A 26516-nucleotide genomic window follows, 5' to 3' on the forward strand; every position below is an offset into this window, starting at 1 on the left:
ATGCTCGCGCCGGCACTCGACGCCCTCGTGCTCGCGGGGGTAGCCGCGGGTCTTGACGCCGCCGTCGTCCGCGAGGAGGGTGCGCGGCTGGCCGCCGCCGTCGCCGAGTCGATCCGCGGGGCCGGCCAGGACTGGCTTGCTGCCACCGGCGCGACGGGCGGCCTCGAGGCCTTCTTCACCGCCGCCTCGAGGGGTCGGCGCTGGCGGTCGGCGCCGACCGATCAGCTCTTCGCGCTGGCCGGCGCGGGTTCCTCGCACGCCGTGGCCTATGCGCGTGCCCTGACCGAGGTCGTCTCCGCCGCGAGCGCACTCGGTGACCCCGGCATCGGGGGTATCGCCTCCGCCTCCGCGACGGCTGCAGCCCAGCTCGCCGCGGTCCCGGGGGCCCGGGGGACGACCGCGACGGGGAGCGGAGCAGCGACGGTAGCGGGCCCCGCGGACGGCATCGGCGGGACCACTTCTGCCGGGTTTCCCGCAGGCGTTCCCGGGGTCGACGAGATTATTGCCCGTCTGCGCCGGACCGAGCACGACGGCCCACAGGACGAGGCGGCCCCCACCGCCGCGGCCGTCACCGAGCCCGCGCCCGAAGCGGAGCCACTCGACCCGCCCGAATCCATCGACGACCTGCTCGCCGAACTCGACGCCCTGACCGGGCTCGACCGGGTGAAGAGCGAGATCAAGCGGCAGACTCAGCTGCTCCGGATCGACACGCTGCGCCAGGCCGCCGGGCTCAGCACGCCCACACTCACGCGCCACCTCGTCTTCACGGGGAATCCCGGCACGGGGAAGACGACCGTCGCGCGGCTGGTCTCGCGGATCTACCGCTCGCTGGGCATCCTCTCGAAGGGGGTGCTCGTCGAGGTCGACCGGTCGGAGTTGGTAGCCGGCTATCTCGGGCAGACCGCGACGAAGACGGCCGAGGTCATCGCTTCGGCGCGCGGCGGGGTCCTCTTCATTGACGAGGCGTACGCGCTCGCGCTCGATCAGTACGGGGCGGAGGCGGTGACCACTCTGGTCAAGGACATGGAGGACCACCGCGGAGACCTCGTGGTGATCGTCGCCGGTTACTCCGGTCCGATGCAGGGCTTCCTCGACACGAACCCCGGCCTGGCCAGCCGCTTCTCGACCACGATCGACTTCGCCGACTACTCCGACGACGAGCTCTCGGCGATCTTCGGCCGGCTGGCCGCCTCCGCGGACTTCGAGCCGACGGAGACGGCGCTCGCCGCGTTCGCCGAGCTCGCGTCGGCGCAGCAGCGCACGGAGGCGTTCGGCAACGGGCGCTGGGTACGCAACGTCCTCGACGCCGCGATCGCCCGCCATGCCTGGCGGCTGCGCGACGTGGAGGAGCCGACGCTCGACGAATTGCGGATCCTGCTCCCGGACGACATCGTGGAGAGCCCTGAGGACGTGGGGAGCCCTGAGGACGGCGGGAGCCCTGGGGACGCCTCCGACGCCTCCGACGCCACGACCACCGACAGCGGCACCGAGCCCCCCGCCCCCGGCAGCCCCGAGGAGGAGTCCCCATGAGCACCGCCCAGGCCGCGCCCCCCGCGCAGAGGCTCCCCGAGTCGCCTCCCGTCCAGGTCGCCCACCGCCCTGCTCCGCGCAGACCCTCCCTCCTTGCCCGTGCGACCGCGACCACACCGGGCGCGCTGCGCCTCCTCCTCGCGCTGACGGCGCTGGCCGCCGTCCTCTTCGGCGTATTCGCGCAGCAGGCCGGAGCGATGCAGGCGCGTGCCGCGACGACGGCCAGGGAGCAGTCGGCTCAGCTCCTCGGCGTGCAGAACGTGCGCACGATGCTCGTCGACGCGAATGCGATCGCGGCGAACACCTTCCTCGTCGGCGGGCTCGAGCCGACCGAGCTGCGTGCGTCCTACGTGTCGAGCCTCACGGGCGCCGCGTCGGCGATCGCCGGACTGTCGGCCGCCGATTCGGCCGACACCGCAGCCCTCGCCCGTGTCGCGAGCAGCATCACGACCTACAGCGGTCTGATCGAGCAGGCCCGCGCCAACAATCGCCAGGGCTTCCCCGTTGCGTCGGCGTATCTCGATCAGGCGTCGGCGGCGCTCTCGGGGGACGGCGGCATCCTCGAGGACCTCGACGGGCTGGTCAGCTCCGGCGCCGACCGGGTGGCGTCCGCCTACGACGCCGTCCGCTGGAGCGTCCTGCTGCTGATCGGCTCGCTCGTGATGCTGGTCCTCCTCCTGGCGGCGCAGGTCTGGCTGGCCCGGCGCACCCACCGCTACCTCAACCGTCCGCTCGCGACCGGCACCGCCCTCCTGCTCGTCCTGGGCATCGGCGGTGCGCTCGCCTACGGATCGGTCGCGGCAGACGCGGGGACGGCCCGCGTCGAGTCGTACCGCGAAGCGCTCACCGTCTCGAACGCCCTTATCGCGGCGAGCGACGCCAAGTCGCTCGAGAGCTTCACGCTGATCACACGCGGGTCCGGTGCAGCCCTCGAGGAGCGGTACACGCAGGCGGTCGCGTCGGCGCGCGACAAGCTCTCGGGTGACCTGCGGGACGAGTCGGCGCGGACGCGGCTGGTCGACGAGTTCGGGCAGTGGCAGTCGTTCCACACGGAGATTCGGAAGGTGGACGAGGCCGGGAAGTGGGATCAAGCCGTCCGCGTCGCCACGGCGACCGGGACCGGAACGCCGAACGACCTCTTCAGCACCTTCTCCAGCGACGCCCGCGAGGTGGTGCAGGAGAAGGCTGTAGCCGCCGCTACGACGCTTGACCGGGGCGCGGAGTTCTCCTCCCTGGTCTCCTGGGTGCTGTTGGCGACGGGTCTCGCGGGCGCCGTGTTCGCCTGGCGGGGCGTCGCCCAGCGACTGGAGGAGTACCGATGAACCGGTTGCGCGCCGCCGCCCTCGCCCTGGTCACCGCCGCAGCTCTCGCCCTTGCCGGGTGCAGCACGGGGGCCGACGACCTGGGCGCGCCCCTGGCCGCCGCGACTCCGACTCCGACAGCGAGCTCCGCCGCTCCTGCCGCTCCTGCCGCCGCCGACTGTTCGCCCTCGGCCGTCACCTCCTACGCGCCGACCGGCGTGACCGACAGCACCCGGCTCGCCGAGATCCGCGGACGCGGGACCCTGCGCGTCGGTGTCTCGGCCGACACGCTGCTGATGAGTGCCCGCAACCCCATCACCGGAGCGATCGAGGGCTTCGACGTCGACATCGCCCGAGAGGTCGCCCGCGCGATCCTCGGCACCGATGCCATCGACTACGTCGTGATCACCTCCGCCCAGCGCCTCCCAGCGCTCACGGGCGGCGACGGCGCCCCGCAGGTCGACATGGTCGCGCGCACTCTCACGATGACCTGCGACCGCTGGAGTTCGATCGCGTTCTCGGCGGAGTACTACGACGCCGGTCTCAAGGTGCTCGTCTCGGACGACCCCGAGGGCGTCCCGGTCACCGGCATCGGTGACCTCGATGGCAAGCGGGTCTGCGCGCCGAGCGGCACGACGACGCTCAGCCGGATGCAGAACGACTACCCGGAGGTGGACGCCGTCGAGGCCGCCACGCACTCGCAGTGCCTCGCGCTCTTCCAGGCCGGCGAGGTCGATGCCATCGCGGGCGACGACACGATCCTCGCGGGTTTCGTGGCGCAGGACCCGTACGCGAAGGTCGTCGGCGACGCGCTGAGCTCGGAGCCCTACGGCCTGGGGCTGCCTGCCGACGATCCCGACTTCGTGCGTTTCGTCAACGCCGCGCTCGAGACCGTGCGCAGCGACGGCCGCTGGCAGAGCATCTACGGGCGCTGGCTTGGTGTCCTCGGCGACGCCTCGCCTCCGGCTCCGGTGTACGGCCGATGAGCACCGGTCTCGCGGAGGGGACGCCCGCCGCCCCGGGTCGGCTCGGGGAGGCCGCGCCGCAGCGCGAACTCTTCGAGTATCTCGCCGCGCTCACCCGCTGGCTGCAGCGGACGACGCGCGAGCTCTCGCGTGTGGACGCTGCCGCGCTGGCGTCTCCGCAGGCCGAGAACTACACGGCCGACGTGGTGCTCGCTCAGTCGCTGCGTGAATCCGTCACCCGGCGTCTCGCCGAACTCGAGGTCGTCTGGGACTCCGGTCGCGTCGACGTGGTCGCGCGAGAGCGGATGTCGCAGCTGATCTGGGGGCGCCTGGACGCCTCCGGGAGCGGCGCCGTGTCGCTGGTGGAGGCTGTGCGCCTGTGCGACGCGGTCGTCGGCCAGCTGCGCTCCCGGCTCGAGCTCGACCCGAGCGGCACGGACGTCGCCGGACGGATCGTGGGGGTGCGCGCCGAGATCGAGCGTTGCCGCGACCTGACCCGCGACGGCGGAGGCACCGTCGATCGCGCGCGAGCGGAGCGGGTGGACGTGTTGCGCTCCCGGCTCGACGCGCTCGCCGAGAGGGCGGGTCGGGGAGCCGACGTGTCGGGGCCGCTCGGACAGCTGGAGAGCGACTCCGCCCGGCTCGAACGCGACCTGATCATCGCTGCGTCGGAGCGGCGCGGGCTCGAGCGCGATCGCCGTCGAGCCCGCGAGCTGGCCGAGGCGGCCGAGCGCCGTGAAGTACCGCTGCGGGAGCTGGTGGCCCGATGCCGCCGCGAGATCGCCGACCCGCCTCGCCTCGCCGTGCCCGACGTCTCGCGCCTCGGGGAGCCTCCGCTGAACCGCGAGGAACTGGACGCGCACCTCGTCCGACTCACGGCCGTCGGCCGAGCCTTCGACGCGGTCGAGGCCGCCTACACATCGCCGCTGCGCGAGCGCGCCGCCCTGGGCTTCCGCCTCCGGGCGCTGCGGGAGCGCGCCGAGGGCAACGGCCGAGCTGCCACCCCGGTCGGACTCGCGGCCGCGGAGGAGGTGCGCGCCGCACTTGAGGCGGTGCCCTGCTCCGTCCCGCTCGCCCGCCATCTGGTCGAGCAGTACGACGTCGTCACCCGCGACCTCCCGCACCACGAGCCCGCGCCCCACCGGAAGGCCACCCCATGAACGGCGCCCCCTGCACCGCGACCCCCGGCTGCACCGGAACGATCGAGGACGGCTACTGCAACGTCTGCGGCCTGCCACCCGGGGACGCTGCTGCCGCGTCCGCTCCCACCGCCCGTCGCGCCGCACCCGCTCCGGCACCCGCTCCGGCGACCGCGTCCGGCGCCTTCGGCACCGGCTTCGCCGAGGGCACCCCCCGCGCAGCCGCATCCGGCCCCGTGGAGGAGCCGGCCACCGCGCGAAGCACCCGCACCTCCTCCGCCCGCCTCGCCACCGCGGCCCTCGGCTCCGCCCGCACGGCGCAGACCGGCTCGAGGGTCACCCGCCGTGTCGGCACCACCTCGACCCGCCTCCGCGGCCCGCGTCTGGGTGCCGGACTGACCACCGTCCCCTCCCGCCCGGCCGCCGATCCGATGGCCGCGCTGATGACCGAGGCGGTTCTCCCCGAGCGCAAGCGATTCTGCTCGCACTGCGGCACGGCCGTCGGCCGCGGACGCGACGGGCGGCCCGGCCGCACAGAGGGCTTCTGCCCCACCTGCCGCACGCCCTTCTCGTTCACCCCGCAGCTGAAGCGGGGCGACGTGGTCGGCGGGCAGTACGAGGTGGTCGGCTGCCTCGCCTACGGCGGCCTCGGCTGGATCTACCTCGCGCGCGACCGGAACGTCTCGGGACGCTGGGTCGTGCTCAAGGGCCTTCTCAATTCCGGTGACCCCGACGCCTATGCGGCGGCCGTCACCGAGCGCCGGTTCCTGGCCGAGGTCGAGCACCCGCTCATTGTCGAGATCTACAACTTCGTTCTGCACGACGGCGCCGGCTATATCGTGATGGAGTACGTCGGCGGACCGAGCCTGAAGCAGATCCTGAAGGAGCGGCTGGACGCGAACGGCGGCGCCGCGGATCCGCTGCCGGTGGATCAGGCGCTCGCGTTCGTGCTGGAGGTGATGCCCGCGTTCGCCTACCTCCACGATCAGGGCCTGCTCTACTGCGACTTCAAGCCCGACAACATGATTCAGGTCGGCGATCAGGTCAAGCTGATCGACCTGGGTGGAGTGCGCCGGATCGACGATGAGGACTCCGCGATCTACGGCACCGTCGGCTATCAGGCCCCCGAGGTCGCCGACCTCGGGCCCTCCGTCGCCTCCGACGTCTACACGATCGGCCGCACACTGGCCTCGCTCGTGCTCGACTTCCGCGGCAACCAGACCACCTTCGTCGCGTCGCTACCGCCGGTCTCCGAGACGCCGCTCTTCCAGCGCTACGACTCCTTCTACCGCCTGATCTCGAAGGCCTGCGCTCCCGACCCGCAGGACCGCTTCGCGACCGTCGACGAGATGCGCGGCCAGCTGCTCGGCGTGCTGCGCGAGGTCGTCGCTACCGATCGCGGCCCCGGGCATCCCGCGCTGCACTCGACGGAGTCGGCCCTGTTCGAGGCACCCGTGGCCGACGTGGTCGACCGCGTCCCGCCGTGGGACGCACTGCCGGCGCTGCGCCGTGACGAGTCCGACCCGGCCCGGTCGTGGCTCGCAGGCGTCAACGTCGCCGACCCGATCGTGCGTCTGCGTGCCCTCGCGCTCGCGCCCACCGTCACCGTCGAAGTGCGCCTCGCCCGCGCCCGCGCGGCGATCGAGGCCCAGCGCTGGGAGGAGGCGGCGCGCGCGACCGGCGAGATCCTCACCGAGGATCCGTGGGAGTGGCGGGCGGTGTGGATGAGCGGCCTCGCGCAGCTCGCGCGCGGCGATGATGTCGGCGCTCGTGCCTCCTTCAACACTGTCTACGGGCAGGTCCCCGGCGAGCTCGCCCCCAAGCTCGCGCTCGCCGCAGCCTGCGAGGCGAGCGGTGAGCCCGAGGTCGCCGAGTCGCTCTACGTGATCTGCGCCCGCGCGGATGCGAATTACACCGCTCCGGCCGCCTTCGGCCTCGCCCGGGTGCGGCAGCTGCGCTCCGACCTCGACGGAGCACTCGACGCCCTCGACATCGTCGCGCCCACTCGTTCCTCCTACGCCGACGCGCGCCGCCGCCGAGCGGAGCTACTGGCGGAGTCGGACCGGGGACTGCCCGCGCTCTCGGCCGCCCTCGCGAGCGTCGACTCCGTGTCCATCGACCAGCGGACCCGCCTGGAGCTGACGACGCAGGTCCTCGCTTCCGCGCTCGAGCTGGTGCACCGCGACGGTCCTGCCGAGGGTGCGAACCTCGGCGGAGTCGAGGCGAATGAGGCCGCGATCCGCGACGGCCTCGAGGCCTCCTACCGCGCGCTCGCCGCCTCTACCCGCGAGCGCGATGAGCGCGTGCGTCTCGTCGACCGGGCCAACGAGGTCCGACGCTGGACGCTGACATGAGCGCCGCGCTCTCGACTCCCTGCCCGACCTGCGGCGAGCCGGTCACCACGGGTGACGCGTTCTGCGAAGCCTGTGGGACGCCGCTGATCGTCGCGGCCGCCGCCTCCACTCCGCCCGTCGCCGTCGCGGCGCCCGCGAGCTGCGTCTTCTGTGGCGGAGTGGTCGCCGAGGACGGCTACTGCGAGCAGTGCGGCCGCCCCGCGCCGAGCGAGCGCGAGCACTGGGCCGAGGCGCCGCACCCGCTCGTCGGCGGCGTCTGCGACCGCGGGCTCCGCCACCCCGCCAACGAGGACGCGATGGCGATCGGAGCGACCGCGGGCGAGGACGGCACTCTGCGGACGGCGCTCCTCGTCGTGTGCGACGGAGTCTCGTCGACCCCCGACTCCGACAGAGCGTCGCTCGCCGCGGCCCGGGCCGCGCTCAGCGCGCTGCAGGCCGAGGTCGGCGGCGAAAGCGAAGGAGCGGACCGCTGGCGTGCGCTCCTGCAGATGGCGACCGCGCGCGCCTCCGGAGCGATCGACGCCGCCCTGCCCGGGAAGCGGGCGAATCCGCCCTCGTGCACGTTCACCGCGGCAGTGCTCGACGGAGCGCTCCTCGTCACCGGCAATGTGGGGGACAGCCGCAGCTACTGGATCCCGGATGCCGGCGAGCCCCGGCAACTGAGCGTCGACGACTCGTGGGCGCAGGAGCAGATCGCGTCGGGAGTGCCGCGGGAGCAGGCCGAGACGGCGCCCGACGCGCACGCGATCACCCGGTGGCTCGGCGCCGACGCGCACGACGAGGAGCCGCGCGTCGCCTCCGAGGAGCTGACCGAGGCTGGCTGGGTGCTGGTCTGCTCCGATGGGCTGTGGAACTACGCGTCGGCCGCAGACGACCTCGCGCGCGTGCTCCGCGAGGCGCAGGAGCGGGTGGGCGCCGATCCGGTGACCCTCGCGGAGGCGCTGGTCGCCTGGGCGAACGAGCGCGGCGGGCACGACAACATCACGGTCGCGCTGGCCCGCTTCGTGCTTGCGGACTAGCGTTCCCCGGTCCGTCCGGTGTTCCCCGTTCGTCCAGTACCCCCAGCCCGCGCTGGACGGATCCGCGCACCTCCGCGACCGCCTCCGTCCCTACAGTCGTCGCCATGAGCATCGCTGAGCCCGCCACCGCCCTGTCCGTCGTCGGCCACTGGATCGACGGGGCTCCCTCGGTCTCCTCGTCCGGCCGTACCGCCCCGGTCTACGACCCGGCCCGGGGAATCGTGACCAGGGAGGTCGCCCTCGCCGACCGCGCCGAGGTTGCCGCCGCCGTCGCCTCTGCGAAGGCCGCCTTCCCCGGCTGGCGCGACACGTCGCTCGCGAAGCGGCAGCAGATCGTCTTCCGCTTCCGGGAGCTGCTCGACTCCAGGAAGCAGGAGCTTGCCGAGCTGATCACCTCGGAGCACGGCAAGGTCGTCTCGGACGCACTCGGTGAGATCGCCCGCGGGCAGGAGGTCGTGGAGTTCGCGACCGGCCTGGCCCACCACCTCAAAGGCGAGTACTCCGAGCAGGTCTCGACGGGCGTCGACGTCTACTCGGTGAAGCAGCCTCTCGGCGTCGTCGGGATCATCAGCCCGTTCAACTTCCCCGCGATGGTGCCGATGTGGTTCTTCCCGATCGCAATCGCTGCCGGCAACAGCGTCGTGGTCAAGCCCTCCGAGAAGGACCCGTCACCGGCGATCTGGCTCGGCGCGCTCTGGAAGGAGGCAGGCCTCCCCGACGGCGTCTACACCGTGCTGAACGGCGACAAGGTCGCCGTCGACGGGCTGCTCGAGCACCCGGACGTCCGCTCGATCTCGTTCGTCGGCTCGACGCCGATCGCCCAGTACGTCTACGAGACCGGCACCCGCCACGGAAAGCGGGTGCAGGCGCTCGGTGGGGCGAAGAACCACATGCTGGTCCTCCCGGACGCGGACCTCGACCTCGTCGCCGACTCCGCGATCAACGCCGGCTTCGGCTCGGCGGGGGAGCGGTGCATGGCGATCTCGGTCGTCGTCGCGGTCGAACCCGTGGCGGATGAGCTGATCGACAAGATCCGGGAGCGGGCCGCGGCCCTCCGCACCGGTGACGGCCGCCGCGGCTGCGACATGGGCCCGCTGATCACCGAGGCGCACCGCGACAAGGTCGCCTCCTACATCGCGATCGCGCAGGAGGACGGCGCCGAGGTGGTCATCGACGGCCGCGGCATCGAGGTCGACGGTGACGCGAACGGCTTCTGGCTCGGCCCGACCCTTCTCGACCGCGTGCCGACGACGTCCCGCGCCTACACGGAGGAGATCTTCGGACCGGTCCTCTCGATCGTCCGCGTCGCGTCTTACGAGGAGGGCGTCGCGCTCATCAACGCCGGTGCCTTCGGTAACGGCACGGCGATCTTCACGAATGACGGAGGAGCGGCCCGCCGCTTCCAGAACGAGGTCGAGGTCGGAATGATCGGCATCAACGTCCCCATCCCGGTGCCGGTCGCGACGTTCTCCTTCGGCGGCTGGAAGGCGTCACTGTTCGGCGACACCAAGGCTCACGGTGCCGAGGGCGTCCGCTTCTTCACCCAGCAGAAGGCCATCACGAGCCGGTGGCTCGACCCCTCCCACGGCGGCATCGATCTCGGCTTCCCGCGGCAGTCCTAGTGGATCAGCCGCAGCGCCGTCCAAAGTTCTGTGCGGGCGGAGACGTCGCCGAGATCGATGCCGAGGGCGCGCTCTACGGCGGTGATGCGGTTGCGGAGCGTGTGGCGGTGCACGCCCAGGTCACGCGCCGCCGGCTCCCAGGCGCCGTTGCGGCGTAGCCACGCGCGAGCACTCTCGAGCAACACCGCACCGTCCGGGGTCAGCAGCGGTGCGAGCATCCGGCGGGCGAGCGGGGCGCCTCCGGACGCGGTGAGCAGCCCGAGCATCCCCTCAGCGGCGACGTCCTCGAAGCGGATCAGACGCGCGCCGCTCGCCCGCGTCGCCGCCCGCCGCGCCTCCTCGAGGCCTCGCTCGAGGTCGGCCCAGCCCAGCGGAGCGGAGGCGCCGCCCGCCGCTCCGTGCCGCTCCAGTACCGCGATCAGCGGGTCGAGCCCGTCGGCGCCGGTGATGGCGACGAGGGATCCGTCCCGCTCCGCGAAGAACAGCGTCGCGTCGTCCTCGTCCGCCACGACCTCCAGCTCGTCGAGGAGCGAGTCGCCCTGAACGGGTGCGCTCAGCACGATCACCCTCACCGGCTCGTCCGGCAGCGGGCTCCCGAGCCGCCGTGCCGTGCTCTCGGCCACGTCGAACGCGCCCGCGGCCAACAGTTCCAGCAGCCCCGATCGCAGTTGTCGGCGGGAGGAGTCGAGGGCGCGCCGCTGCTCCAGGGCGATGCTCGCCAGTGCGATGACGCTCGCGACCAGGTCGTTGCCCGCCGGATCCAGCGGCGTGCCCGTCCCCACCGCGAGCACCCCGCGCAGATGGTCGCGGCGCCCGATCGTCTGGAGCGTTACGCCTCCTCCGTCGTCCAGCCGCAGCCCCGCGCGGGTGCCGCGGCTCAGCGCATGCCTCGCGGCCGCGGCGACCGCCTCCTCCGCCGGCACGCAGAGCCGCGTGGGCAGGCGCACCCGCTGCCCCACCGCGTCGTACAGGGCGACCCAGCACCCCAACTGACGCTCCAGCTCGGTGAGGATCGCCGCGAGCCCGTCCGGCCGCAGTGCTGCGCGGGCGACCCGCCGCTGGGCCTCCAGCGACCACTCCAGCCGCTCACGCTGCTCCCGCGAGATCACGTCCGCGACGAAACGGATGATCCCCATGAACGGCGTGAGGTCCGCCACCTCCACCAGTGGCAGGCCCTGACGCTCGCAGGCCACGATCAGCGCGGCGGGCACGTTGTCGTGCACGATCCGGGTAGCGAAGCCGAGCGCGCGGATGCCGCGGCCACGCAGCCGGGCGACGTACTCCTCCGAGAACTCGGCGCTGTCGTGTCCGGTGAAGTGGACGCCGTCAGTGAGCAGCAGCTGCCCCGCTTCGAGCCAGGGCGTCGGATCGACGAGGTCGGAGGAGTGCGCCCAGGTCAGAGGGGCGTCGAGGTCGGCCTCGTTGTGCACGCCGGCGAGCACCCGGAGGCGGAAGGCCGGCTCTGCCAGCAGATCGCGGACGGTCGCGGGCATGCGCGGCTCCCTTCCACAACTCGTCCATCGTAGGCGCAGGGTCGCGCCGGCCGACGTGCGGACCCGGAGCGAGCGTCGGCGCCGCACAACGTCAGCTGAGAGCACGTCTTATCCACCATCGTCGATGAGACCTACCCGCAGCTGACGTTGTGCCGCGCGCACCGGCTGTCGGGTCGCTCAGCCGGTCGCCAACGACGACGCGTTCCACTCCACCTCGGCGATTCTCGCCTGCCCGGCAACGTTGGGGTGGAAGTGGTCGACGGTGCTGAGCAGGTCGGGCGTGAAGTCGAGCCTGCTGAGCGCACCGCCGTCCCAGCGGCACAGCGAGCCCTGCGCTGCGCACGCGTTCTCGAGGACCGTGTTGAAGTCCTCGAGGCGCTTCGCCGCGGCGGCGCCCGAGGCCGCAGCCGCCGCCGGACTCAGGGGGGCGCCTGTCGCGCTGACTCCGCGGGTGGTGCGGCAGACTCCAGCCGATGCCCAGCGCCCAGCGCCGGAGGTCCCGCGAACGGAGTGCCACTGCGAGGCGTTGTTCGGCACCGATGCGAGGACGATCCCGGCCGTCGGCCACGAGCTGCGGATCGCGCTCATCGCGGCGTCCACGCCCTGGCGGAAGGTGTCGACCGGAGTCATCGTGTAGCCGTCGCTCGCCACCGGCACGTTCGGGCCGCAGAGGTCATTGCCGCCGACCAGGAGCGTGATGACATTCGGATGCACGCCCGCCGAGACCGCGGCCGCGACTCGCGCCGGGACCTGAGAGACGGTATTGCCGCTCTGCGCGAAGTTGGCGGTGCTGACCGTCGTCCACGGGCGAGAGTCCTGCAGACGTCGGGCGAAGGAGTCGACAGCAGGGTCACTGCCCGTCGACCAGCTGCGATCGGGGCAGTCCGCGAAGGATCCGCAAGCGGTGAACGCTCGGGTGGTCGAGTCTCCCAGGGCGAGGAGGGAGACCTGCGGGGCATTCGCGGCAGTGGCGGCGCCGGTGGGAACGAAGGCAGCGGTCGCCGCGAGGACGGCTCCGATGCTGAGGGCTCGGAGCGCGGTGCGCGCTCCGCTGAGAGTGGTGAGGGTCATGTCAGTCCTTTGTCTCTGGTGGCGGCGGGCCAGGGGGAGGATGGCGGCGGCGACCGAGAAGAGGGCGCGCCCCGGATGAGGAGATCCGCACGTGAGGGCTCCGCACCGGCGGTGGCCGTAGCGTCCTCACATCCGGCGTGGTGCCGACGGGCTCGCAGCGGGCTCAGCCGGGAGGCGCGAGCACGTAGCCGCGCTGCTCCTCGAAGAGGCGGGAGATCGGGAGGTACGTCATCAGGTCGGGTCGCGTGCTTGCCGGCAGGGCGCCGTCAGCGATGATCCCGTACAACTTGCCGCCACGGCTCGCTACCGGTCCGCCCGAGTCACCGGCGATGACCGACGCCGTCCACGTCGTCGCTCCAAGCAGGAAGGCCGGGGAGTCCGGCGGAAGCGGCGCGATACCCCAGGTGCAGTTCACCCCGGACACCGCTCCGCTGGTGCAGAAGACTTCGTTCTCACCCGGGACTCCCATGCCGTCGAAGGGCATGCTCACGTACCGTCCCGTGTGGTCGCGGAGGAAGATATTGCCGATGGCGCGGGGGGAGTAGGTGGTGTAAGGGTCGCAGTGGCGGATCATCGACCCGCTACCGCAGTTCCAGTTGGTTCGGGGTATCGGGTCGATCCTGGCGATCTCGAGATCGGAGGTTCCTGATTCCCAGATCACCCTCCCAATCACGCCCTGATCAGCCACGCTGACGGAATCACCCTCGTTCCCGCAGTGCCCGGCCAGCACGACGTATCGGGTTTTCCTGATCCCGGGCGACATCGGGGAGTACCAGCTCGTCGAGCTGAGGACGGCACCGACGGTGCAGTACGCGCGCGGTAGCTCCACCCGGCTCCCGGCCTGGAGGGGGGTCTTCTCGCGGAACTCCGAGACGGCGTTCGCGGGCGCTGTTCCTGCGCCGATCAGCGCGACGGCGACCGCGAGCGACGCGAGAACGATTCGCCTCCGCTTTCGGAACCGTCGTCCGAGCCTGTGGCGCAGCGAGAAATAGGCGGTCAAGGGATCTCCTGGTGAGAGTCGTGGAGCGAGTGGCGGGAAGGGCACGATCGAGCCGTTCCCGATCAGGCCTCGGGGCCGTCCCTGCACAGAGAGTGCCAGCGCGAGTCGAGAGAGACACGGCTCGGCGCTGAGGAGATCCGCACAGGCCTCGACGTTCCGGCCAGGTCGGAGGCGGCGCGTCGACGGATCCGCCCGCGCGGAGGTGCACCGGTCGCGGCACGATGGACTCCATGACGTCCTCGCCCCTTCCCGCCGTCCGCGACAACGCCTCGGTCACCGCTGCGGACCGGTCCCGCGTGTTCCACTCCTGGTCGGCCCAGGGCGCCCTGAATCCGCTGCCGATCGCGGGCGGCCTCGGCGCCGAGGTCTGGGACGTCGACGGCACCCGCTACCTCGACTTCTCGAGCCAGCTGGTCAACGTCACCATCGGCTACCAGCATCCGAAGGTCGTCGCCGCGATCCAGGAGCAGGCCGGCATTCTCGCCACGGTCGGCCCCGCCTCCGCGAACGAGACCCGTGCAGAGGCGGCGCGCCTGATCATCGAGCGGGCGCCGGAGGGCATGGCGAAGGTCTTCTTCACCAACGGCGGAGCGGACGCGAACGAGAACGCGATCCGGATGGCCCGCCTGGTCACCGGCCGCGACAAGGTCGTGTCGCTGTATCGCTCCTATCACGGCAACACCGGCGCGGCGATCGTGTCCACCGGTGACTGGCGGCGCATCCCCAACGAGTACGCCCGCGGTCACGTGCACGCCTTCGGACCGTACCTCTACCGCACCGAGTTCTGGGCCGAGACGATCGAGCAGGAGTGCGAGCGCGCCCTGCACCACCTCGAGCGCATTGTCCAGGCAGAGGGGCCGGAGTCGATCGCCGCGTTCCTGCTGGAAACCATCCCCGGCACCGCGGGCGTGCTCACGCCGCCGCCCGGCTACCTCTCGGGTGTGCGCGAGATCGCCGACCGGTACGGCATCCAGCTGATCCTCGACGAGGTCATGGCCGGCTTCGGGCGCACGGGCGAGTGGTTCGCTTTCGACGCTTTCGACGTGCGTCCCGACCTCATCACCTTCGCGAAGGGCGTCAACTCGGGCTACGTCCCGATCGGCGGCGTCGTCCTCTCGGATCCGATCGCCCACCACTTCGACGAGCGCGTCTTCCCCGGCGGCCTCACTTACTCCGGCCACCCGCTCGCCGCGGCCAGCGTCGTCGCGACGCTCGAAGCGATGGCGGAGGAGGGCATCGTCGAGAACGCGCGGATCATCGGCTCCGAGCACCTCGCACCCGGCCTGGCCGCTCTCGAGGCCAAGCACGACCTGATCGGTGAGGTCCGCGGTTCAGGAGTTTTTTGGGCGCTCGAGCTCGTCACCGACCGGGCCGCGCGCACTCCGCTGCCCGCCGCGGCCGTCGCCCGCCTCAAGGCCGACCTGCTCGCCCGAGGCCTGCTGCCCTTCACCGCCGACAATCGGATCCACGTCGTTCCCCCGGCTGTCATCACCCCCGCGGAGGTCGCTCGCGGCCTCAGCATCCTCGATGACGCCCTCACCGCCTTCAGCGGTTGATCGGACGCAGGACGCCGCCGACCGGTGCCGGGCGACCACCGCTTCAGGTGGGCGGTGCGAGGGTGTAGCCGGGCTGCGCCTGCAGAATGCGACTGAGGGGGACGTAGGTCATGAAGTCGGGATCCGGGTCCTTTGGATACGTGCCATCGCTGATGATTCCGTACAGCGTCCCACTCCTGCTCGCCACCGGTCCTCCTGAATCCCCGTCTTCGACCTGGTTGCGGAAAGTCCTCGCGCCGAGGATGTACGGCGGAGAACCGGGCGGAAGCGGATGGATACCCCAGCTGCAGTTCACGCCGGAGTAGGCGCCGCTCGTGCAGAAGACCTCATTGACGCCGGGGACGCCCATTCCGGTGACGGGCAGGCTTGCGTAGCGTCCGCCGTTGTCGAACAGGAAGATTCGGCCGGTTGCTCGCCGGGTATAGGCCGTGGCGATGGTGCAGCGGTGGAGCGCCGAGCTGGGATCGCAGCCGAAGTTGTTCTCGGCGATCGGGTCAATCCGCGCGATCTCCGCGTCGAGTATTGGCGATTCCCAGATCACCGAGCCGATGATGCCCTGGAGGTTCACTCTGACCGGGTCGCCTACGTGGCCGCAGTGTCCCGCCGTGACGATGTAGCGCGTCGCCCGGGCCGACGGACCCATCGACCCGTACCAGGTCGTCGAAATGAGGACGGCGCCGACGGTGCATCGGAATCTCCCGATTGCGACGTGGCTCCCGGCCTGAATGGGGATCTGCTCGCGGAATTCGGAGACAGCGCTCGCCGGCGCAGCGCCCGCGCTGAGCATTCCGAGCGTGACACCGACGCCGATGCAGGCGAGCAGTATCCGTGTGCCGAGTCGCCGCCTGAGCCGGTGGCGCCGAGCAGAAAAATGAGCAGTCATCGAGGTCCTCTTCCGTCCTCGGCAGGCTGGCAGGGACTGTCGGGGGAAGGCCGATCTCGGGCTGAGGATGTCCACACCGCCGCGCGCGGAGCGGGATTCTCAGAAGCGCAGCAATAAGAAGTGGCGTCCTAAGAAGCGCTATGCAGCGCGAACGCCGTCACGAACCCGAGTACCGCGTAGAGCCCCGTGAGCACGTTGTCCCGGTCAAAAGCCTCCGGGATCATCGTGTTCGAGATCATCGCCAGGATCGCGCCTGCGGCGACGGTCGTCACAAACGCCACCACCGCTCCCGGTGCCGTCGCGAAGACCAGGAAGCCGACGAGCGCGGCCGCGGCCGACAGCGCCGCGATCCCGCCCCAGACGGTGAAGACGTAGCGAGCGGATCGGCCGTCCGTCTTCATGCCGACCGTGGAGGAGAGGCCCTCGGGCAGGTTCGAGATCGCGACCGCGGCGACGATCGGCACACTGATCGCCGCTCCCGTCCCGCCCTGCGCGACCGAGAGGCCGAGCACGATCGACTCCGGAATGCCGTCGATGAGCGCGCCGGCGGCGATCGCCGCTCCCGCGCCGCCGCCCGACCCCTTGGCGCTCTTGCGGTTCCCCGCCCCCGCTCGCGTGAGCAGCGCGTCGGCGCCGACGAAGACCACGGCTCCGGCGAGGGTCCCGAGGATCGTCGCGAGCAGCCCGCCGTCGTCCACCGCCTCCTGCACGAGCTCGTACGCGAGCGCCGAAATCAGCACGCCCGCGCCGAACGCCGAAATCGCGGCGGTGAGCTTGGGAGGGACGCGCACGAACCAGGCGAGAAAGGCGCCGATCAGAAGGGTGGCGCCACCGATGGCGCCACTGATGAGGGCGAGGGTCCACGCAGGCACGTGCTCAGCCTCTCAGGCTCCGGCGGTGTCCGCGCCGGGCTTGACGGGCCTGCGGGGCGGGCGCCGGTGCGGTTCAGCGGCGACCGGCCGCCGTCACGCGCGGTGCTCCGGCCGTCGCGATGCTGTGCTGGTAGAAGAGCCAGCCGAACACGATGGTCCCGAAGAGGAGGATGACTCGCGCGAGGACCACCGCCGCAATGGCCACCGTGCCATCGACGCCGCCGGCGACGAGGGTTCCCACCATCGCGACCTCGTAGCCGCCCACACCGTTGGGTGTGACGATGACCATGCTGGCGACCGTGGCCACGCCGTAGGCCACGAAGACGAGTGCGGGATCGGCGGCCGTCCCGAACGAGGCGAGAGCCACCCAGAACAGCCCGGCATCGAGAGCGTTCACCGCGAAGGACCAGGCGAACGGAGCGATGAGGGCGCGCGGCCGGGTCAGGACACGACGCAGCTCGAGATGCAAACCGTCGAAGAAGCGCACCAGCGCTACCGTGTCGATCCTCGAGCGGCGCCGGAAGAGCCGTACGGCGCGATCGGCCGCGCAGGCGACGAATCCGGCGAACCGGTGCAGCAGGCGGCGGCGGCGCAGCAGCACCAAGCCGGCGATCGTGGCGCCGATCGCGAGGCCGCCGATGAGGGCGGCGAGCCACAGCACTCCCGGCGCCGGATCGCCCGAGAACAGGAGCGAGCCGGCCGCGACGAGGAGCAGGAGGAGGAAGGAGGCGAAGGTCACGGCGAAGCGCGCGAGCTGGGCGAACGTGGCGCGGCTCACTGGCACGCCGAGGGTGCTCAGCTTCCACGCCGTATAGGCGATGCCGGCGGAGCCGCCGGCGGGCAACATGTGATTCGCGAAGTTGAACTCGAGCGACATCCGCATGGCCGTGAGTGGACCCACCCGCGAGATCTCGCCCTGGGAGCGGAGGAAGGAGAAGAGGACCTCACCCGTGGCAGCGAAGCTCGCGAGCTGCAGGGGCACCAGCAGCACGAGGATCCACAGGTTGATCCGGTTCAGGTTCCCCACGGCGTCGACCACGGTCGGCCAGGCGCTCCACACGATCAGCGCAACGATGACAGCCGTCGCTGCGCTCAGCCAGAAGCGCGGGGACTGGTACCAGTGCGGGCGGGGAACGACCGCGGCGGGCGTCGTACTCACAACCTCGCTCATCGAGGTGACGGATCCGCTGGGGACGTCACGGACGCGGGCGGTGCGGCCACCGGCGCCGAGCACGTGCGTCGCCGGGCCGGGTTGCCGTAGCCGTGCCGCGCGAGGGTCAGCGTGTCGGTGCGGTAGTAGCGGGAGAGCTTGTCGCGGTCGATCGAGCGGAACAGCCGGGCCTTCACCATCGCCGTCGGTGCGTAGCGGAGGGAGTGGCCGGTGCGCAGGAGGGCGATGGTGACATCGACGTCCTCGCTGATCCCTTCGTCGTCGGCTCCGACCAGGGGCCGGGCCGTGAGCCACGCGTCGCGGCGGAACGCGCTGTTGAAGCCGTAGAGCATGGGCCGCACACCGATGCTGCGCTGGTGCCACGCCCGAAAGCCCCGGTACCAGCAACTGAACCAGAACCGGCCGTGGGGGGAGAGCTCAGCGACCGCTGCGCCCCCGCCGATTCCATCGATGTCCTCGGTCGCGAAGATCGTGCGGATGCTCTCGACCCAGTCGGCGCGGACGAGCGAGTCGGCGTCGATCCGGGCGATGACGTCTCCTCTGGCGGCGTCGAAACCGCTCGAGCGCGCGTGGCCGACGCCGCGACGCGGTTCGTGCACGACCCGAACCCGCGCGAATCGAGCGACGATCGCGAGCGTTGCGTCGCGACTGCCGTTGTCGACCACGATGATCTCGTCGGCCGGATCGCTCTGATTCCCGAGCGCCTCGAGGCATCTGGCGATGATCACCTCCTCGTTGAAGGCGGGGATCACGACCGAGACGGTGGGTCGCCGGTCCGCCCGAGGGCGCAGAGCACCGGGGGCGCTGTCGAGATGTCCCTGGGCGCTGTCGTGGTGCCCCTGGGCGCTGTCGTGGTGTGGCATGGAAGCAGCCGATTCTGTCCGGAGGGCCGCAGCGGTGGTGCCCGATCAATGAAGTGCCTGAGACCCGGCACAGCGGGTCGGCTCCGCAGTGTATCCCTCTCCCCTGTCCCGCACGGGCAGTACGACGTCAAATCCGGCAACGATGGCGCGCGTCAGGATCGCTGCGGCCCGGTCGTACCGCGGATTCCTCGACTGCCTCGGCGTCGCCACCGAACCCGGACGGGGGGGGCGCTCGGCGGTCAGGCGTCGGTGGTCCGCCGGCGGGGGCCGACGGGCAGAGTCGCGTCCGGTGCGCGCGGCAGGTGGACGAGCGAGCAGGACGGAGACGATCATCAGCAGGAACCAGGAGACCAGCGTGGACACCGACACGGGCTGCCAGCCGACGACCTGATCGGGGTAGAGCCAGGCCCCCGCCGAGGTCGCGATGCTCTCGGCGATCCCGATGAAGAGCGCGACCAGCGTGAACGCTACGAGCAACGGCATCCGGTGCGTTCCGCGGTGCACGCGGTACACCATCGTGGTGCCGGGGCCCGCCGCGTCGGGCGTCCCCATAAACTGACGCAATGGCGGAGTTCAGCGCGACGGTTTTCCAGAACGAGTTCCTCTCGGACGGCGCGACTGACGTGCACGCCATTATCACGGTGACCGCGTCCGGCACCGGAGCCGCCGGGTCCGACGGTGCCGCAGCCGAGATCATCATCGTCGACTGCTCCGGATCGATGACGGGCGAGAACATGACGGCCGCCAAGCGCGCCGCCGCCGTGGCCGTCGACCAGATCCTTGACGGCACATTCTTCGCGATCGTCGCCGGCTCCGAGCGTGCCGACCGCGCCTTCCCCTACCCCAACGCCACGGTATCGATGGTGCGCATGGAGCCGGGTGCGCGTGCCGCGGCGAAGGAAGCGATCGGCTACCTCCAGGCCGACGGCGGCACCGCGATGGGCACCTGGCTGACCCTCGCCCGCCAGCTGTTCGCGACAGTTCCGGAGGCGACCCAGCGGCACGCGATCCTGCTCACGGACGGCAAGAACGAGCACGAGTCGCGGATGCAGCTCGATGCGGCGATCCGAGCGGCGGGCGGCGAGTTCCAGTGCGACGTGCGCGGCGTCGGCTCGCGCTGGATCGTCGAGGAGGCGCGCACGATCGCGAGCGCCCTGCTGGGTACCGTGGGCCTGATCGCGAACCCGGCCGACATGGCCGCCGATTTCGAGACGCTGATGCGGGCGTCGATGGGCCGCGGAGTCGCCAACGGCGAGCTGCGGGTGTGGACGCCGCAGGGCGCGCAGCTGCTCTTCGTCCGCCAGGTGGCGCCGAACCTCGAGGACCTCAGCGTCCGGCGCTCCGCCGTGAATCCGCTCACCGGCGCCTACCCGACCGGCGCCTGGGGCGATGAGTCTCGGGAGTACCACGTGGCTGTCCGGGTCGCATCGAAGCCGGTCGGTGCGGAGCAGCTGGCCGCGCGGGTGCAGCTCAGTGTCCGCGACCAGGTGGTCGCCTCCGCCCTGGTGAAGGCTCGCTGGACCGACGACTCCGCTCTGACCGCCCGTATCGACCCGGCCGTCGCGCACTACACCGGCCAGACCGAGCTCGCCTCGGCGATCCAGGACGGACTCGCGGCGAAAGCCCGGGGCGACGAGGCGACCGCGACGGTGAAGCTTGGCCGCGCCGTGCAGCTCGCGTCCGTCACCGGGAACGACGAGGCGACCGCGAAGCTGCGCAAGGTCGTCGAGATCGACAACCCGAACGAGGGGACGGTGCGGCTCAGGCGCGGTGTCGACCGTCTCGACGAGATGGCGCTGGACACCGCGTCGACCAAGACGACACGGGTGCGCAAGTGAGCTTCCGCTGCCCCGAGGGGCACACCTCCCAGTCGGGCGACTACTGCGACGTCTGCGGGGCGCCGATCGGAGCCGCGCCGGTCACGCCTCCCGCTCCCGCCGCGCCGACCACGGCGATCCCGACCGGACCCTCGGTCTGCCCGCACTGCTCGTTCCCCAACGAGGCCGGTGCGCTGTTCTGCGAGAACTGCGGCTACGACTTCACCACCGGCTCCCTGCCCGAGGCCGATCCGTTCACCGCCTCGGGCGCCGTGCGCGCGCCGGGCGAGGTCGGCGGATCGGCGACACCGGGCGGCGACCCGGCCGAGCACCCGGGGGAGGCCTCTGCGCCGCGGGTCGACCCCGCGGCTCCGACCGAGCTCATTCCGGAGCAGGAGGCGGGCTTTGACACGCCGGTCGCGACGGTGCCGCCGGCCGGCTCCGTGGCTGTTGCCGCGGCTGTTGCTCCGCATGCCGCCCCGCCGACCGAGGTGATTCCGGAGGTGGCGCCGCCGGAGAAGGCCACGTCCGCGCCGGCCACCGGGTCCGCCCGCACGGCCGCCTCCGCCGATCCGGACCGCCCCTGGATCGCCGAGCTCTGGGTCGATCCTGAGTGGTACGCCGAGCAGCGCGCCGACGACCCGATGCCCTCGCCCGGACCGCCCGCGACGGTCGTCCTGCGCGAGCGCACCGAGCTGGTGGGGCGGCCCTCCGTCTCGCGCGGCATCTCGCCTCAGGTCGACTGCGGCTCCGACTCCGGAGTCTCACGCCGGCACTGTCAGCTGAGCACGGACGGCTACCGCTGGTGGGTCGAGGACCTGCAGTCGGCGAACGGCACCTACCTCGCGGCGGCCGGCGCACCCCTCCCACAGACGCCGATCGCGGCCGGTCAGCGGCGTGAAGTGCAGGAGGGCGACCGGATCTACCTCGGCGCCTGGACCCGGATCGTCCTCCGCCTCGCGCTCCCCGGCGAGGCGTAGGCCTTCCTCCGTCCCCACCGTCCGATGTGCAGGGGATCCGTCATGCCCAAGCGGCGTCACGCGGAAGAGAGCGCTCTCCGCCTGGAAGCCCCTGCACATCGCACGGCCCCCTGCACATCGCACGGCCCCCGACAGACCGCGCACGTCCAAGACCACAGCACCCCGAGCCAGGGCGAGTCCGATGTGCAGGAGATCCGTCGTTCCGGACCGGCGCCACGCGGCGGAGAGCGCTCTCCGCCGACGAGCCCCTGCGAATCGCACCGTCCCCTGCGAATCGCACGCGTGACCTGCGAATCGCACGGGTGCCTGCAGATCGCGCGGCCCCCGCACCGCACGGCGGTCAGCGCCCGGTCAGCACTCCCAGCATCCACGAGAGCGCCGCGATCGCGCTGACGCCCACCACGCTCGAGCCGATGATCACCGTGCGCCGCATCCGAGCCGCGCGCGAGTTCGAAGCGGACCCCGCCGCCACCCCTCCACGCAGACTGTGTGCCACCTCGTCAGCGGTCGGCCGCTTGTCCGGATTCCGCTGCGTCATCGATAACAGCAGCGTCCTCCACTCCGCGGGCAGCGTGTCCGGCACGGAGGGGCTGTGGTGCAGGCGAGCGATCGCTGCCTCCAGGACCGTTCCCGAATATTCGCGGTGCCCGGTCAGCGCCTCGAGGAGGACCAGCCCGAGCGAGAAGACATCGCTCGCTCCGCTGATCTGCTCGCCCGCAACCTGCTCCGGGCTGACGAAGCTGGCGGTGCCGATCACGACGCCGTCGCTGGTCAGGCGCGACCCGTCCATGAAGTGGGCCACGCCGAAGTCGGTGAGCTTGGCCGTGCGGTCGTAGCCGCTGGACGCGACGTCACTGACCAGAATGTTCGCGGGCTTCACGTCGCGGTGCACGACGCCCCGTTCGTGCAGATAGGCCAGCGCCTCGGCGAGCTGCGCGCCGATCGCAGCGACCTCACCCGCGGGGAGGGGGCCGGCCTCGAGCCGCGCCTCCATCGTGGGGTCGGCGACGAGCTCCATCACGACGTAGCGGCGCACGTCGCCGCCGAAGTTGTGCAGGCCGGCGTCGAACAGGTTCACGATATTGGGATGGGCGAAGGAGCTCAGCATCCGCACTTCGCGCTCCTGACGGGCGACGTCCTCAGGGTCCGAGGCCTCCGCGCGGAACACCTTCACCGCGACGTCGCGCTGCACCGACTCGTCACGAGCCCGGTAGACCGAGCCCATCCCCCCGGAGCCGATCCGCTCAATCAGGTAGTAACGGCCCGCGACCTTCTGCTGGGCGGCATTCGCGGCGATAGCACTCACGGCGATCCCGCCTTCCGCTCGAACGGTGCGCTCCAGGCGCACAGGACGGGCGCTTGCGATGACCGTACCGCGAGTCGGTACCGGCCCGGTCGGTTGGACGGGGGGGATTGACACCCCCGGTGGCACACAGGGGTGGTCACCCCGCACTCTCCACGCCCAGGCCGGCCGGAGCGGGTCGTCGAAAAAACGGCCCGCCGGACGCTCAGCTGCGGCGGCCCAGCATCCCCTCGAACGATCCGTCGAGCGCCCACGGGTCGGGGGCGGATCCGGAGCGGGAGGAGCGGGCGGCCTCGGCGGCCAGCTCGCGTCCGGCGCGCTCAGTGCGCGAAGGCAGCGCCCGTCCGTCCTCGGTCGCGCCGCCCCAGTCGTCCGTCGCCGCGAACACGGTGGTCGCCAGTGGAGCCGCGTGCAGATAGCTGAACAGCGGACGCATCGCGTAGTCGACAGCGAGGGAGTGGCGGGGTGATCCGCCCGTGGCGGCCAGCAGCACGGGTAGGCCGCGCAGCGCCTCCGTGTCGAGGACGTCGACGAACGACTTGAAGAGCCCGCTGTAGCTGGTGGTGAAGATCGGCGTCACGGCGATCAGCCCGTCGGCGCCGGCGACGGCGTCCAGCGCAGTCTGCAGTGCCGGGCTCGCAAAGCCGGTGAGGAGGTTGTTCGTGACGTCGTGCGCGAGGTCGCGCAGCTCCACGACGCTCCGCTCGACGGCGAAGCCCTGTTCGACGAGGGCGGACTCGGTGGCGTCGGCCAGGCGGTCGGCGAGCAGACGGGTCGAGGACGGCTGGCTGAGGCCGGCCGAGAGGACGGTGATCCTGCGGGTGTCCATGCGGGCTCCTGACTAGACGGTGACGGGCTCGGGCTGCGCGTCGCGCGCGGCGACACGGGAGGAGTGGGTGGGCGCGTCCGGCACGTGCGCCGGGCGGCCCTCGGCGAATCCGGCGCGCAGAGCGGGGAGGATCTCGCCGAGCATGTCCATCTGCTCCAGGACGGTCTTCAGCGGAAGGCCCGCGTGATCCATCAGGAACAGCTGGCGCTGGTAGTCGCCGACGTACTCGCGGAAGCCGAGGGTGCGATCGATGATCTGCTGCGGGGAGCCGACGGTGAGGGGGGTCTGCTCGGTGAAGTCCTCGAGAGAGGGGCCGTGGCCGTAGACGGGGGCGTTGTCGAAGTAGGGGCGGAACTGCGAGAGGGCGTCCTGCGAGTTCTGCGCCAGGAAGATCTGCCCGCCGAGCCCGACGATCGCCTGGTCCGCGGTGCCGTGGCCATAGTGCTCGAAGCGCTGGCGGTAGAGCTCCACCATCTTCTGCGTGTGCGAGGCGGGCCAGAAAATGTGGTTCGCGAAGAAGCCGTCGCCGTAGTACGCGGCCTGCTCGGCGATCTGGGGCGAACGGATCGAGCCGTGCCAGACGAACGGCGCGACGCCGTCGAGGGGGCGCGGGGTGGACTGGAAGCCCTGGAGGGGGGTGCGGAAGTGACCCTCCCAGTCGACGTACTCCTCCGTCCAGAGGCGATGGAGCAGGTCGTAGTTCTCGATCGTCAGCTCGATGCCGCGGCGGATGTCCTTGCCGAACCACGGGTAGACGGGGCCGGTGTTGCCGCGGCCGAGCATCAGGTCGACGCGGCCGCCGGCGAGGTGCTGAAGCATCGCGTAGTCCTCGGCGAGCTTCACCGGGTCGTTCGTGGTGATCAGCGCCATCGCGGTCGAGAGCTGGATCCTCTCGGTCTTCGCCGCGAGGTAGCCGAGCGTGGTAGTGGGGGAGGAGGACCAGAACGGCGGATTGTGGTGCTCGCCGAGGGCGAAGACGTCGAGGCCGATCTCCTCGGCCTTCAGCGCGATCGCGAGGGTCGCCTGAATCTTCTCGGACTCCGACGGTGTCCGTCCGGTCGTGGGGTCGGTCGTTGAATCGCTGACCGTGAAGATGCCGAACTGCATCGGGCGCTCCTTCTGTCCTCCGGCCCGGCGGGGCCTGGTCTATGCGTCTGCATGTACAAGGGCATACAACCGCGCGCAGCCGGATTCATTCCCGGCCCTCGTTTGGCTGCTCAGGAGCGCGTCAGGGAAGGAATGCGGGCCACCCCGTCGACGACCTCCTGGGCGAAGCTCGTCGTGTCGTCATCGACAGTGACGAGGGAGTCGCGGGCGATCTCGAAGGCTCCCACCAGGTCGCGGCGAAGCCGACGGACCTCATCGACGGCTCGACCGCCGTCCACCCCGAGCTTCTTCGCTTCTTTCGCGAAGCCTGCGTCGGACATCGCATCGAAGCGGTATTCACCGTCGATCGACATTGCCGCCTGTGGTGCTTCACCCCTGGCCCCGAATCGCGACCGATCGTCAAGGTAGGGGGCGATGGTGTTCAGGTCGTAGAGGGGTGCTAGTTGAGAGTGGGCGCCGTCGAGCATCATCGAATAGTTCTTGATGTGCGCGTCGGTGCAGTAGGCGACGCTGTTGAAGGCAACACCACGGAAGAACTCCCATCCGGTCTGCACTCTCTGGCTGTCGCTGAGTGCAAGAGCGCGGATGAGGGTCGCGACGGCGCCGATCCCTGGTCCACCATCCCGTCGCTGGTACTTCTTCGCAGGATCCGTTGACAGGGCCTGTCCTAGGTCTTCCTGATGTAATCGCCGGATGATTCCGTCTGCTCCGGGCTCTCGGTCGTAGCGTTTCGAGACGAAGACTCGGTGTGGCCCGATCTGCTCAATCCAGAACTCGGCAGTCGTGAGACCCAGGTTGCTCGCCGCGGTCAATGTCAAGTATTCGACGACGTCGACGCGCCGGAATCCGTCCGGTGGGACCGGCTTGAGGAGGTGGGTTGTCGGAGTTGCGCCCAACGCACGTGCCCACTCGCCTCGGTCGCGAACGAGCGCGATCTTGGGTTGCGCTCCAGGGAGAGAGAACCGCTGATCGAGGCGCGCGTCCGGAGTCCCATCGCGGTACTCGTCGATGACCAATCGAAGCTGCTCGGCGACGTCCTCGTCTGCCAATCTCTCTACCGCGGTCCGGTCACTGTCCGCGTCGGTAGATCCTTTTCCAGGAGGAAGAAGTTGAACGGCTCCTGGGGTGTCGGCTCCTGTGTGTTCGAGGATGGCAAATGGATTCTTGGGATTGACGTCGAAGCGTTGAGCAATGGCGCTTCGTGCTGCGTCGTTGTCGGTGATGAGCCCGTTGAGCCAGGGCAGGACCTTCCGCTTGTTGTGTCGCTCCACTGCTGTGCTCATCGATAAGGAGAGGGGGGTGCTCAGCGGGTCGCGCCTGTACTCCTCGTCATAGACGAAGACGGTGTTGCCCGTGCTTTCCTGCAGAAAGGTTCCGGCTCTTCTGCCGTCGAGATAGGCGACGAGCTCACGCGCGGCGGGCATCGAGCGCTGTTTCTTCGAGGCCGTAACCCAGTGCTCGGAGCACGTCGAGCACCGCACCGACTCTCGCATTGGGGTTACCTCGCTCGAACTCGTTCACCCACTTCCTGGAGAGTCCTGCACGCTGGGCGAGCTCGGCCTGGCTGAGGCCCGCGTTCTCTCGCAGTGAGACCACGAGCTGCCTCAGGTCGTTCACTCCACTGAACATCGTCCGCCTCCT

23 protein-coding genes are annotated in these 26516 nt (G+C 71.0%); 10 read left to right on the plus strand and 13 right to left on the minus strand.

All coding sequences use genetic code 11. The features are described from left to right. The 7 genes from A6122_RS02385 (at position 1) to A6122_RS02415 (ending at position 9930) form a co-directional block, all read left to right on the plus strand. A complete protein-coding gene (locus tag A6122_RS02385) occupies positions 1–1530 on the plus strand; it encodes an AAA family ATPase (RefSeq protein WP_068256885.1) in 1530 nt (509 codons plus the stop codon). Next, positions 1527–2852 carry a hypothetical protein gene (locus A6122_RS02390; protein ID WP_068251164.1) on the plus strand — a complete coding sequence of 442 codons (1326 nt, stop codon included), beginning with the start codon at positions 1527–1529 and terminating at the stop codon, positions 2850–2852. Before A6122_RS02385 ends, A6122_RS02390 begins: the two co-directional genes overlap by 4 nt. After that, positions 2849–3817, plus strand: a complete 969-nt coding sequence (locus tag A6122_RS02395; protein ID WP_068251171.1) for a glutamate ABC transporter substrate-binding protein — start codon at positions 2849–2851, stop codon at positions 3815–3817. The genes A6122_RS02390 and A6122_RS02395 overlap by 4 nt, the downstream gene beginning before the upstream one ends. Beyond that, positions 3814–4956, plus strand: a complete 1143-nt coding sequence (locus tag A6122_RS02400; RefSeq protein ID WP_068251173.1) for a hypothetical protein — start codon at positions 3814–3816, stop codon at positions 4954–4956. Before A6122_RS02395 ends, A6122_RS02400 begins: the two co-directional genes overlap by 4 nt. Beyond that, entirely contained in the window at positions 4953–7289 is a 2337-nt protein-coding gene (locus A6122_RS02405) for a serine/threonine-protein kinase (RefSeq protein ID WP_068251175.1), read from the plus strand. The genes A6122_RS02400 and A6122_RS02405 overlap by 4 nt, the downstream gene beginning before the upstream one ends. Beyond that, positions 7286–8308, plus strand: a complete 1023-nt coding sequence (locus tag A6122_RS02410; RefSeq protein ID WP_068251178.1) for a PP2C family protein-serine/threonine phosphatase — start codon at positions 7286–7288, stop codon at positions 8306–8308. The genes A6122_RS02405 and A6122_RS02410 overlap by 4 nt, the downstream gene beginning before the upstream one ends. A 104-nt stretch (positions 8309–8412) precedes the next feature. Next, positions 8413–9930 carry a CoA-acylating methylmalonate-semialdehyde dehydrogenase gene (locus A6122_RS02415; RefSeq protein WP_068251181.1) on the plus strand — a complete coding sequence of 506 codons (1518 nt, stop codon included), beginning with the start codon at positions 8413–8415 and terminating at the stop codon, positions 9928–9930. Here A6122_RS02415 and A6122_RS02420 read toward each other — a convergent pair. From A6122_RS02420 to A6122_RS02430, 3 genes are all read right to left on the minus strand, one after another. Further along, positions 9927–11423 (minus strand): PucR family transcriptional regulator, encoded by a 1497-nt coding sequence (locus A6122_RS02420; protein WP_068251183.1) that lies wholly within the window; start codon positions 11421–11423, stop codon positions 9927–9929. The genes A6122_RS02415 and A6122_RS02420 overlap by 4 nt on opposite strands. 177 nt (positions 11424–11600) lie before the next feature. Beyond that, a complete protein-coding gene (locus A6122_RS02425; protein WP_068251186.1) occupies positions 11601–12494 on the minus strand; it encodes an SGNH/GDSL hydrolase family protein in 894 nt (297 codons plus the stop codon). Positions 12495–12657: 163 nt separating this feature from the next. After that, a complete protein-coding gene (locus tag A6122_RS02430) occupies positions 12658–13494 on the minus strand; it encodes a chymotrypsin family serine protease (RefSeq protein ID WP_068251188.1) in 837 nt (278 codons plus the stop codon). A gap of 230 nt (positions 13495–13724) precedes the next feature. On the opposite strand from A6122_RS02430, the gene A6122_RS02435 reads away from it, so the two are divergent. After that, entirely contained in the window at positions 13725–15050 is a 1326-nt protein-coding gene (locus A6122_RS02435) for an aspartate aminotransferase family protein (RefSeq protein ID WP_068256888.1), read from the plus strand. Between the two features lie 43 nt (positions 15051–15093). Here A6122_RS02435 and A6122_RS02440 read toward each other — a convergent pair whose 3' ends face one another. The 5 genes from A6122_RS02440 to A6122_RS17540 form a co-directional block, all read right to left on the minus strand. Then, positions 15094–15618 (minus strand): trypsin-like serine protease, encoded by a 525-nt coding sequence (locus A6122_RS02440; protein WP_157593775.1) that lies wholly within the window; start codon positions 15616–15618, stop codon positions 15094–15096. Between the two features lie 443 nt (positions 15619–16061). Next, on the minus strand, positions 16062–16805 hold the full coding sequence (locus A6122_RS02445; RefSeq protein ID WP_068251194.1) for a ZIP family metal transporter: 744 nt from the start codon (positions 16803–16805) through the stop codon (positions 16062–16064). 73 nt (positions 16806–16878) lie between these two features. Then, entirely contained in the window at positions 16879–17976 is a 1098-nt protein-coding gene (locus tag A6122_RS02450) for a lysylphosphatidylglycerol synthase transmembrane domain-containing protein (RefSeq protein WP_146076671.1), read from the minus strand. After that, positions 17973–18839, minus strand: coding sequence for a glycosyltransferase family 2 protein (locus A6122_RS02455; RefSeq protein WP_068251201.1), 867 nt, complete (start codon positions 18837–18839; stop codon positions 17973–17975). The genes A6122_RS02450 and A6122_RS02455 overlap by 4 nt, the downstream gene beginning before the upstream one ends. 45 nt (positions 18840–18884) lie before the next feature. Beyond that, positions 18885–19391, minus strand: coding sequence for a DUF817 family protein (locus A6122_RS17540; protein WP_068251205.1), 507 nt, complete (start codon positions 19389–19391; stop codon positions 18885–18887). Positions 19392–19402: 11 nt separating this feature from the next. On the opposite strand from A6122_RS17540, the gene A6122_RS02465 reads away from it, so the two are divergent. Beyond that, positions 19403–20677: a VWA domain-containing protein gene (locus A6122_RS02465; protein ID WP_068251208.1), complete on the plus strand. Its 1275-nt coding sequence runs from the start codon at positions 19403–19405 to the stop codon at positions 20675–20677. Then, on the plus strand, positions 20674–21636 hold the full coding sequence (locus A6122_RS02470; RefSeq protein ID WP_068251211.1) for an FHA domain-containing protein: 963 nt from the start codon (positions 20674–20676) through the stop codon (positions 21634–21636). Before A6122_RS02465 ends, A6122_RS02470 begins: the two co-directional genes overlap by 4 nt. A 340-nt stretch (positions 21637–21976) precedes the next feature. Here A6122_RS02470 and A6122_RS02475 read toward each other — a convergent pair whose 3' ends face one another. The 5 genes from A6122_RS02475 to A6122_RS16335 all read right to left on the minus strand — a co-directional run bounded on the left by A6122_RS02475 (position 21977) and on the right by A6122_RS16335 (position 26492). Further along, positions 21977–22942 (minus strand): serine/threonine-protein kinase, encoded by a 966-nt coding sequence (locus tag A6122_RS02475; protein WP_146076670.1) that lies wholly within the window; start codon positions 22940–22942, stop codon positions 21977–21979. A 202-nt stretch (positions 22943–23144) separates the two neighbouring features. Continuing rightward, the gene (locus tag A6122_RS02480; protein WP_068251216.1) at positions 23145–23768 is read right to left on the minus strand and encodes an FMN reductase; all 624 of its coding nucleotides are present in this window, start codon (positions 23766–23768) and stop codon (positions 23145–23147) included. A 12-nt stretch (positions 23769–23780) separates the two neighbouring features. Then, a complete protein-coding gene (locus tag A6122_RS02485) occupies positions 23781–24875 on the minus strand; it encodes an LLM class flavin-dependent oxidoreductase (RefSeq protein WP_068251220.1) in 1095 nt (364 codons plus the stop codon). A 110-nt stretch (positions 24876–24985) separates the two neighbouring features. Next, positions 24986–26299, minus strand: coding sequence for a HipA domain-containing protein (locus tag A6122_RS02490; RefSeq protein WP_068251223.1), 1314 nt, complete (start codon positions 26297–26299; stop codon positions 24986–24988). After that, entirely contained in the window at positions 26283–26492 is a 210-nt protein-coding gene (locus tag A6122_RS16335; RefSeq protein WP_237358222.1) for a helix-turn-helix domain-containing protein, read from the minus strand. Before A6122_RS16335 ends, A6122_RS02490 begins: the two co-directional genes overlap by 17 nt. Between the last annotated feature and the right edge of the window lie 24 nt (positions 26493–26516).

It is taken from the genome of Rathayibacter tritici, from assembly GCF_001641005.1.
GTDB classification, from domain to species: Bacteria; Actinomycetota; Actinomycetes; order Actinomycetales; family Microbacteriaceae; genus Rathayibacter; species Rathayibacter tritici.

Bases quoted from the DNA above. Each gene is read 5' to 3' on its own strand.
- A6122_RS02385 (WP_068256885.1), top strand. From the start codon at position 1: ATGCTCGCGCCGGCACTCGACGCCCTCGTGCTCGCGGGGGTAGCCGCG.
- A6122_RS02390 (WP_068251164.1), top strand. From the start codon at position 1,527: ATGAGCACCGCCCAGGCCGCGCCCCCCGCGCAGAGGCTCCCCGAGTCG.
- A6122_RS02395 (WP_068251171.1), top strand. From the start codon at position 2,849: ATGAACCGGTTGCGCGCCGCCGCCCTCGCCCTGGTCACCGCCGCAGCT.
- A6122_RS02400 (WP_068251173.1), top strand. From the start codon at position 3,814: ATGAGCACCGGTCTCGCGGAGGGGACGCCCGCCGCCCCGGGTCGGCTC.
- A6122_RS02405 (WP_068251175.1), top strand. From the start codon at position 4,953: ATGAACGGCGCCCCCTGCACCGCGACCCCCGGCTGCACCGGAACGATC.
- A6122_RS02410 (WP_068251178.1), top strand. From the start codon at position 7,286: ATGAGCGCCGCGCTCTCGACTCCCTGCCCGACCTGCGGCGAGCCGGTC.
- A6122_RS02415 (WP_068251181.1), top strand. From the start codon at position 8,413: ATGAGCATCGCTGAGCCCGCCACCGCCCTGTCCGTCGTCGGCCACTGG.
- A6122_RS02420 (WP_068251183.1), bottom strand. From the start codon at position 11,423: ATGCCCGCGACCGTCCGCGATCTGCTGGCAGAGCCGGCCTTCCGCCTC.
- A6122_RS02425 (WP_068251186.1), bottom strand. From the start codon at position 12,494: ATGACCCTCACCACTCTCAGCGGAGCGCGCACCGCGCTCCGAGCCCTC.
- A6122_RS02435 (WP_068256888.1), top strand. From the start codon at position 13,725: ATGACGTCCTCGCCCCTTCCCGCCGTCCGCGACAACGCCTCGGTCACC.
- A6122_RS02450 (WP_146076671.1), bottom strand. From the start codon at position 17,976: ATGAGCGAGGTTGTGAGTACGACGCCCGCCGCGGTCGTTCCCCGCCCG.
- A6122_RS02455 (WP_068251201.1), bottom strand. From the start codon at position 18,839: ATGCCACACCACGACAGCGCCCAGGGGCACCACGACAGCGCCCAGGGA.
- A6122_RS17540 (WP_068251205.1), bottom strand. From the start codon at position 19,391: ATGGGGACGCCCGACGCGGCGGGCCCCGGCACCACGATGGTGTACCGC.
- A6122_RS02465 (WP_068251208.1), top strand. From the start codon at position 19,403: ATGGCGGAGTTCAGCGCGACGGTTTTCCAGAACGAGTTCCTCTCGGAC.
- A6122_RS02480 (WP_068251216.1), bottom strand. From the start codon at position 23,768: ATGGACACCCGCAGGATCACCGTCCTCTCGGCCGGCCTCAGCCAGCCG.
- A6122_RS02485 (WP_068251220.1), bottom strand. From the start codon at position 24,875: ATGCAGTTCGGCATCTTCACGGTCAGCGATTCAACGACCGACCCCACG.
- A6122_RS02490 (WP_068251223.1), bottom strand. From the start codon at position 26,299: ATGCCCGCCGCGCGTGAGCTCGTCGCCTATCTCGACGGCAGAAGAGCC.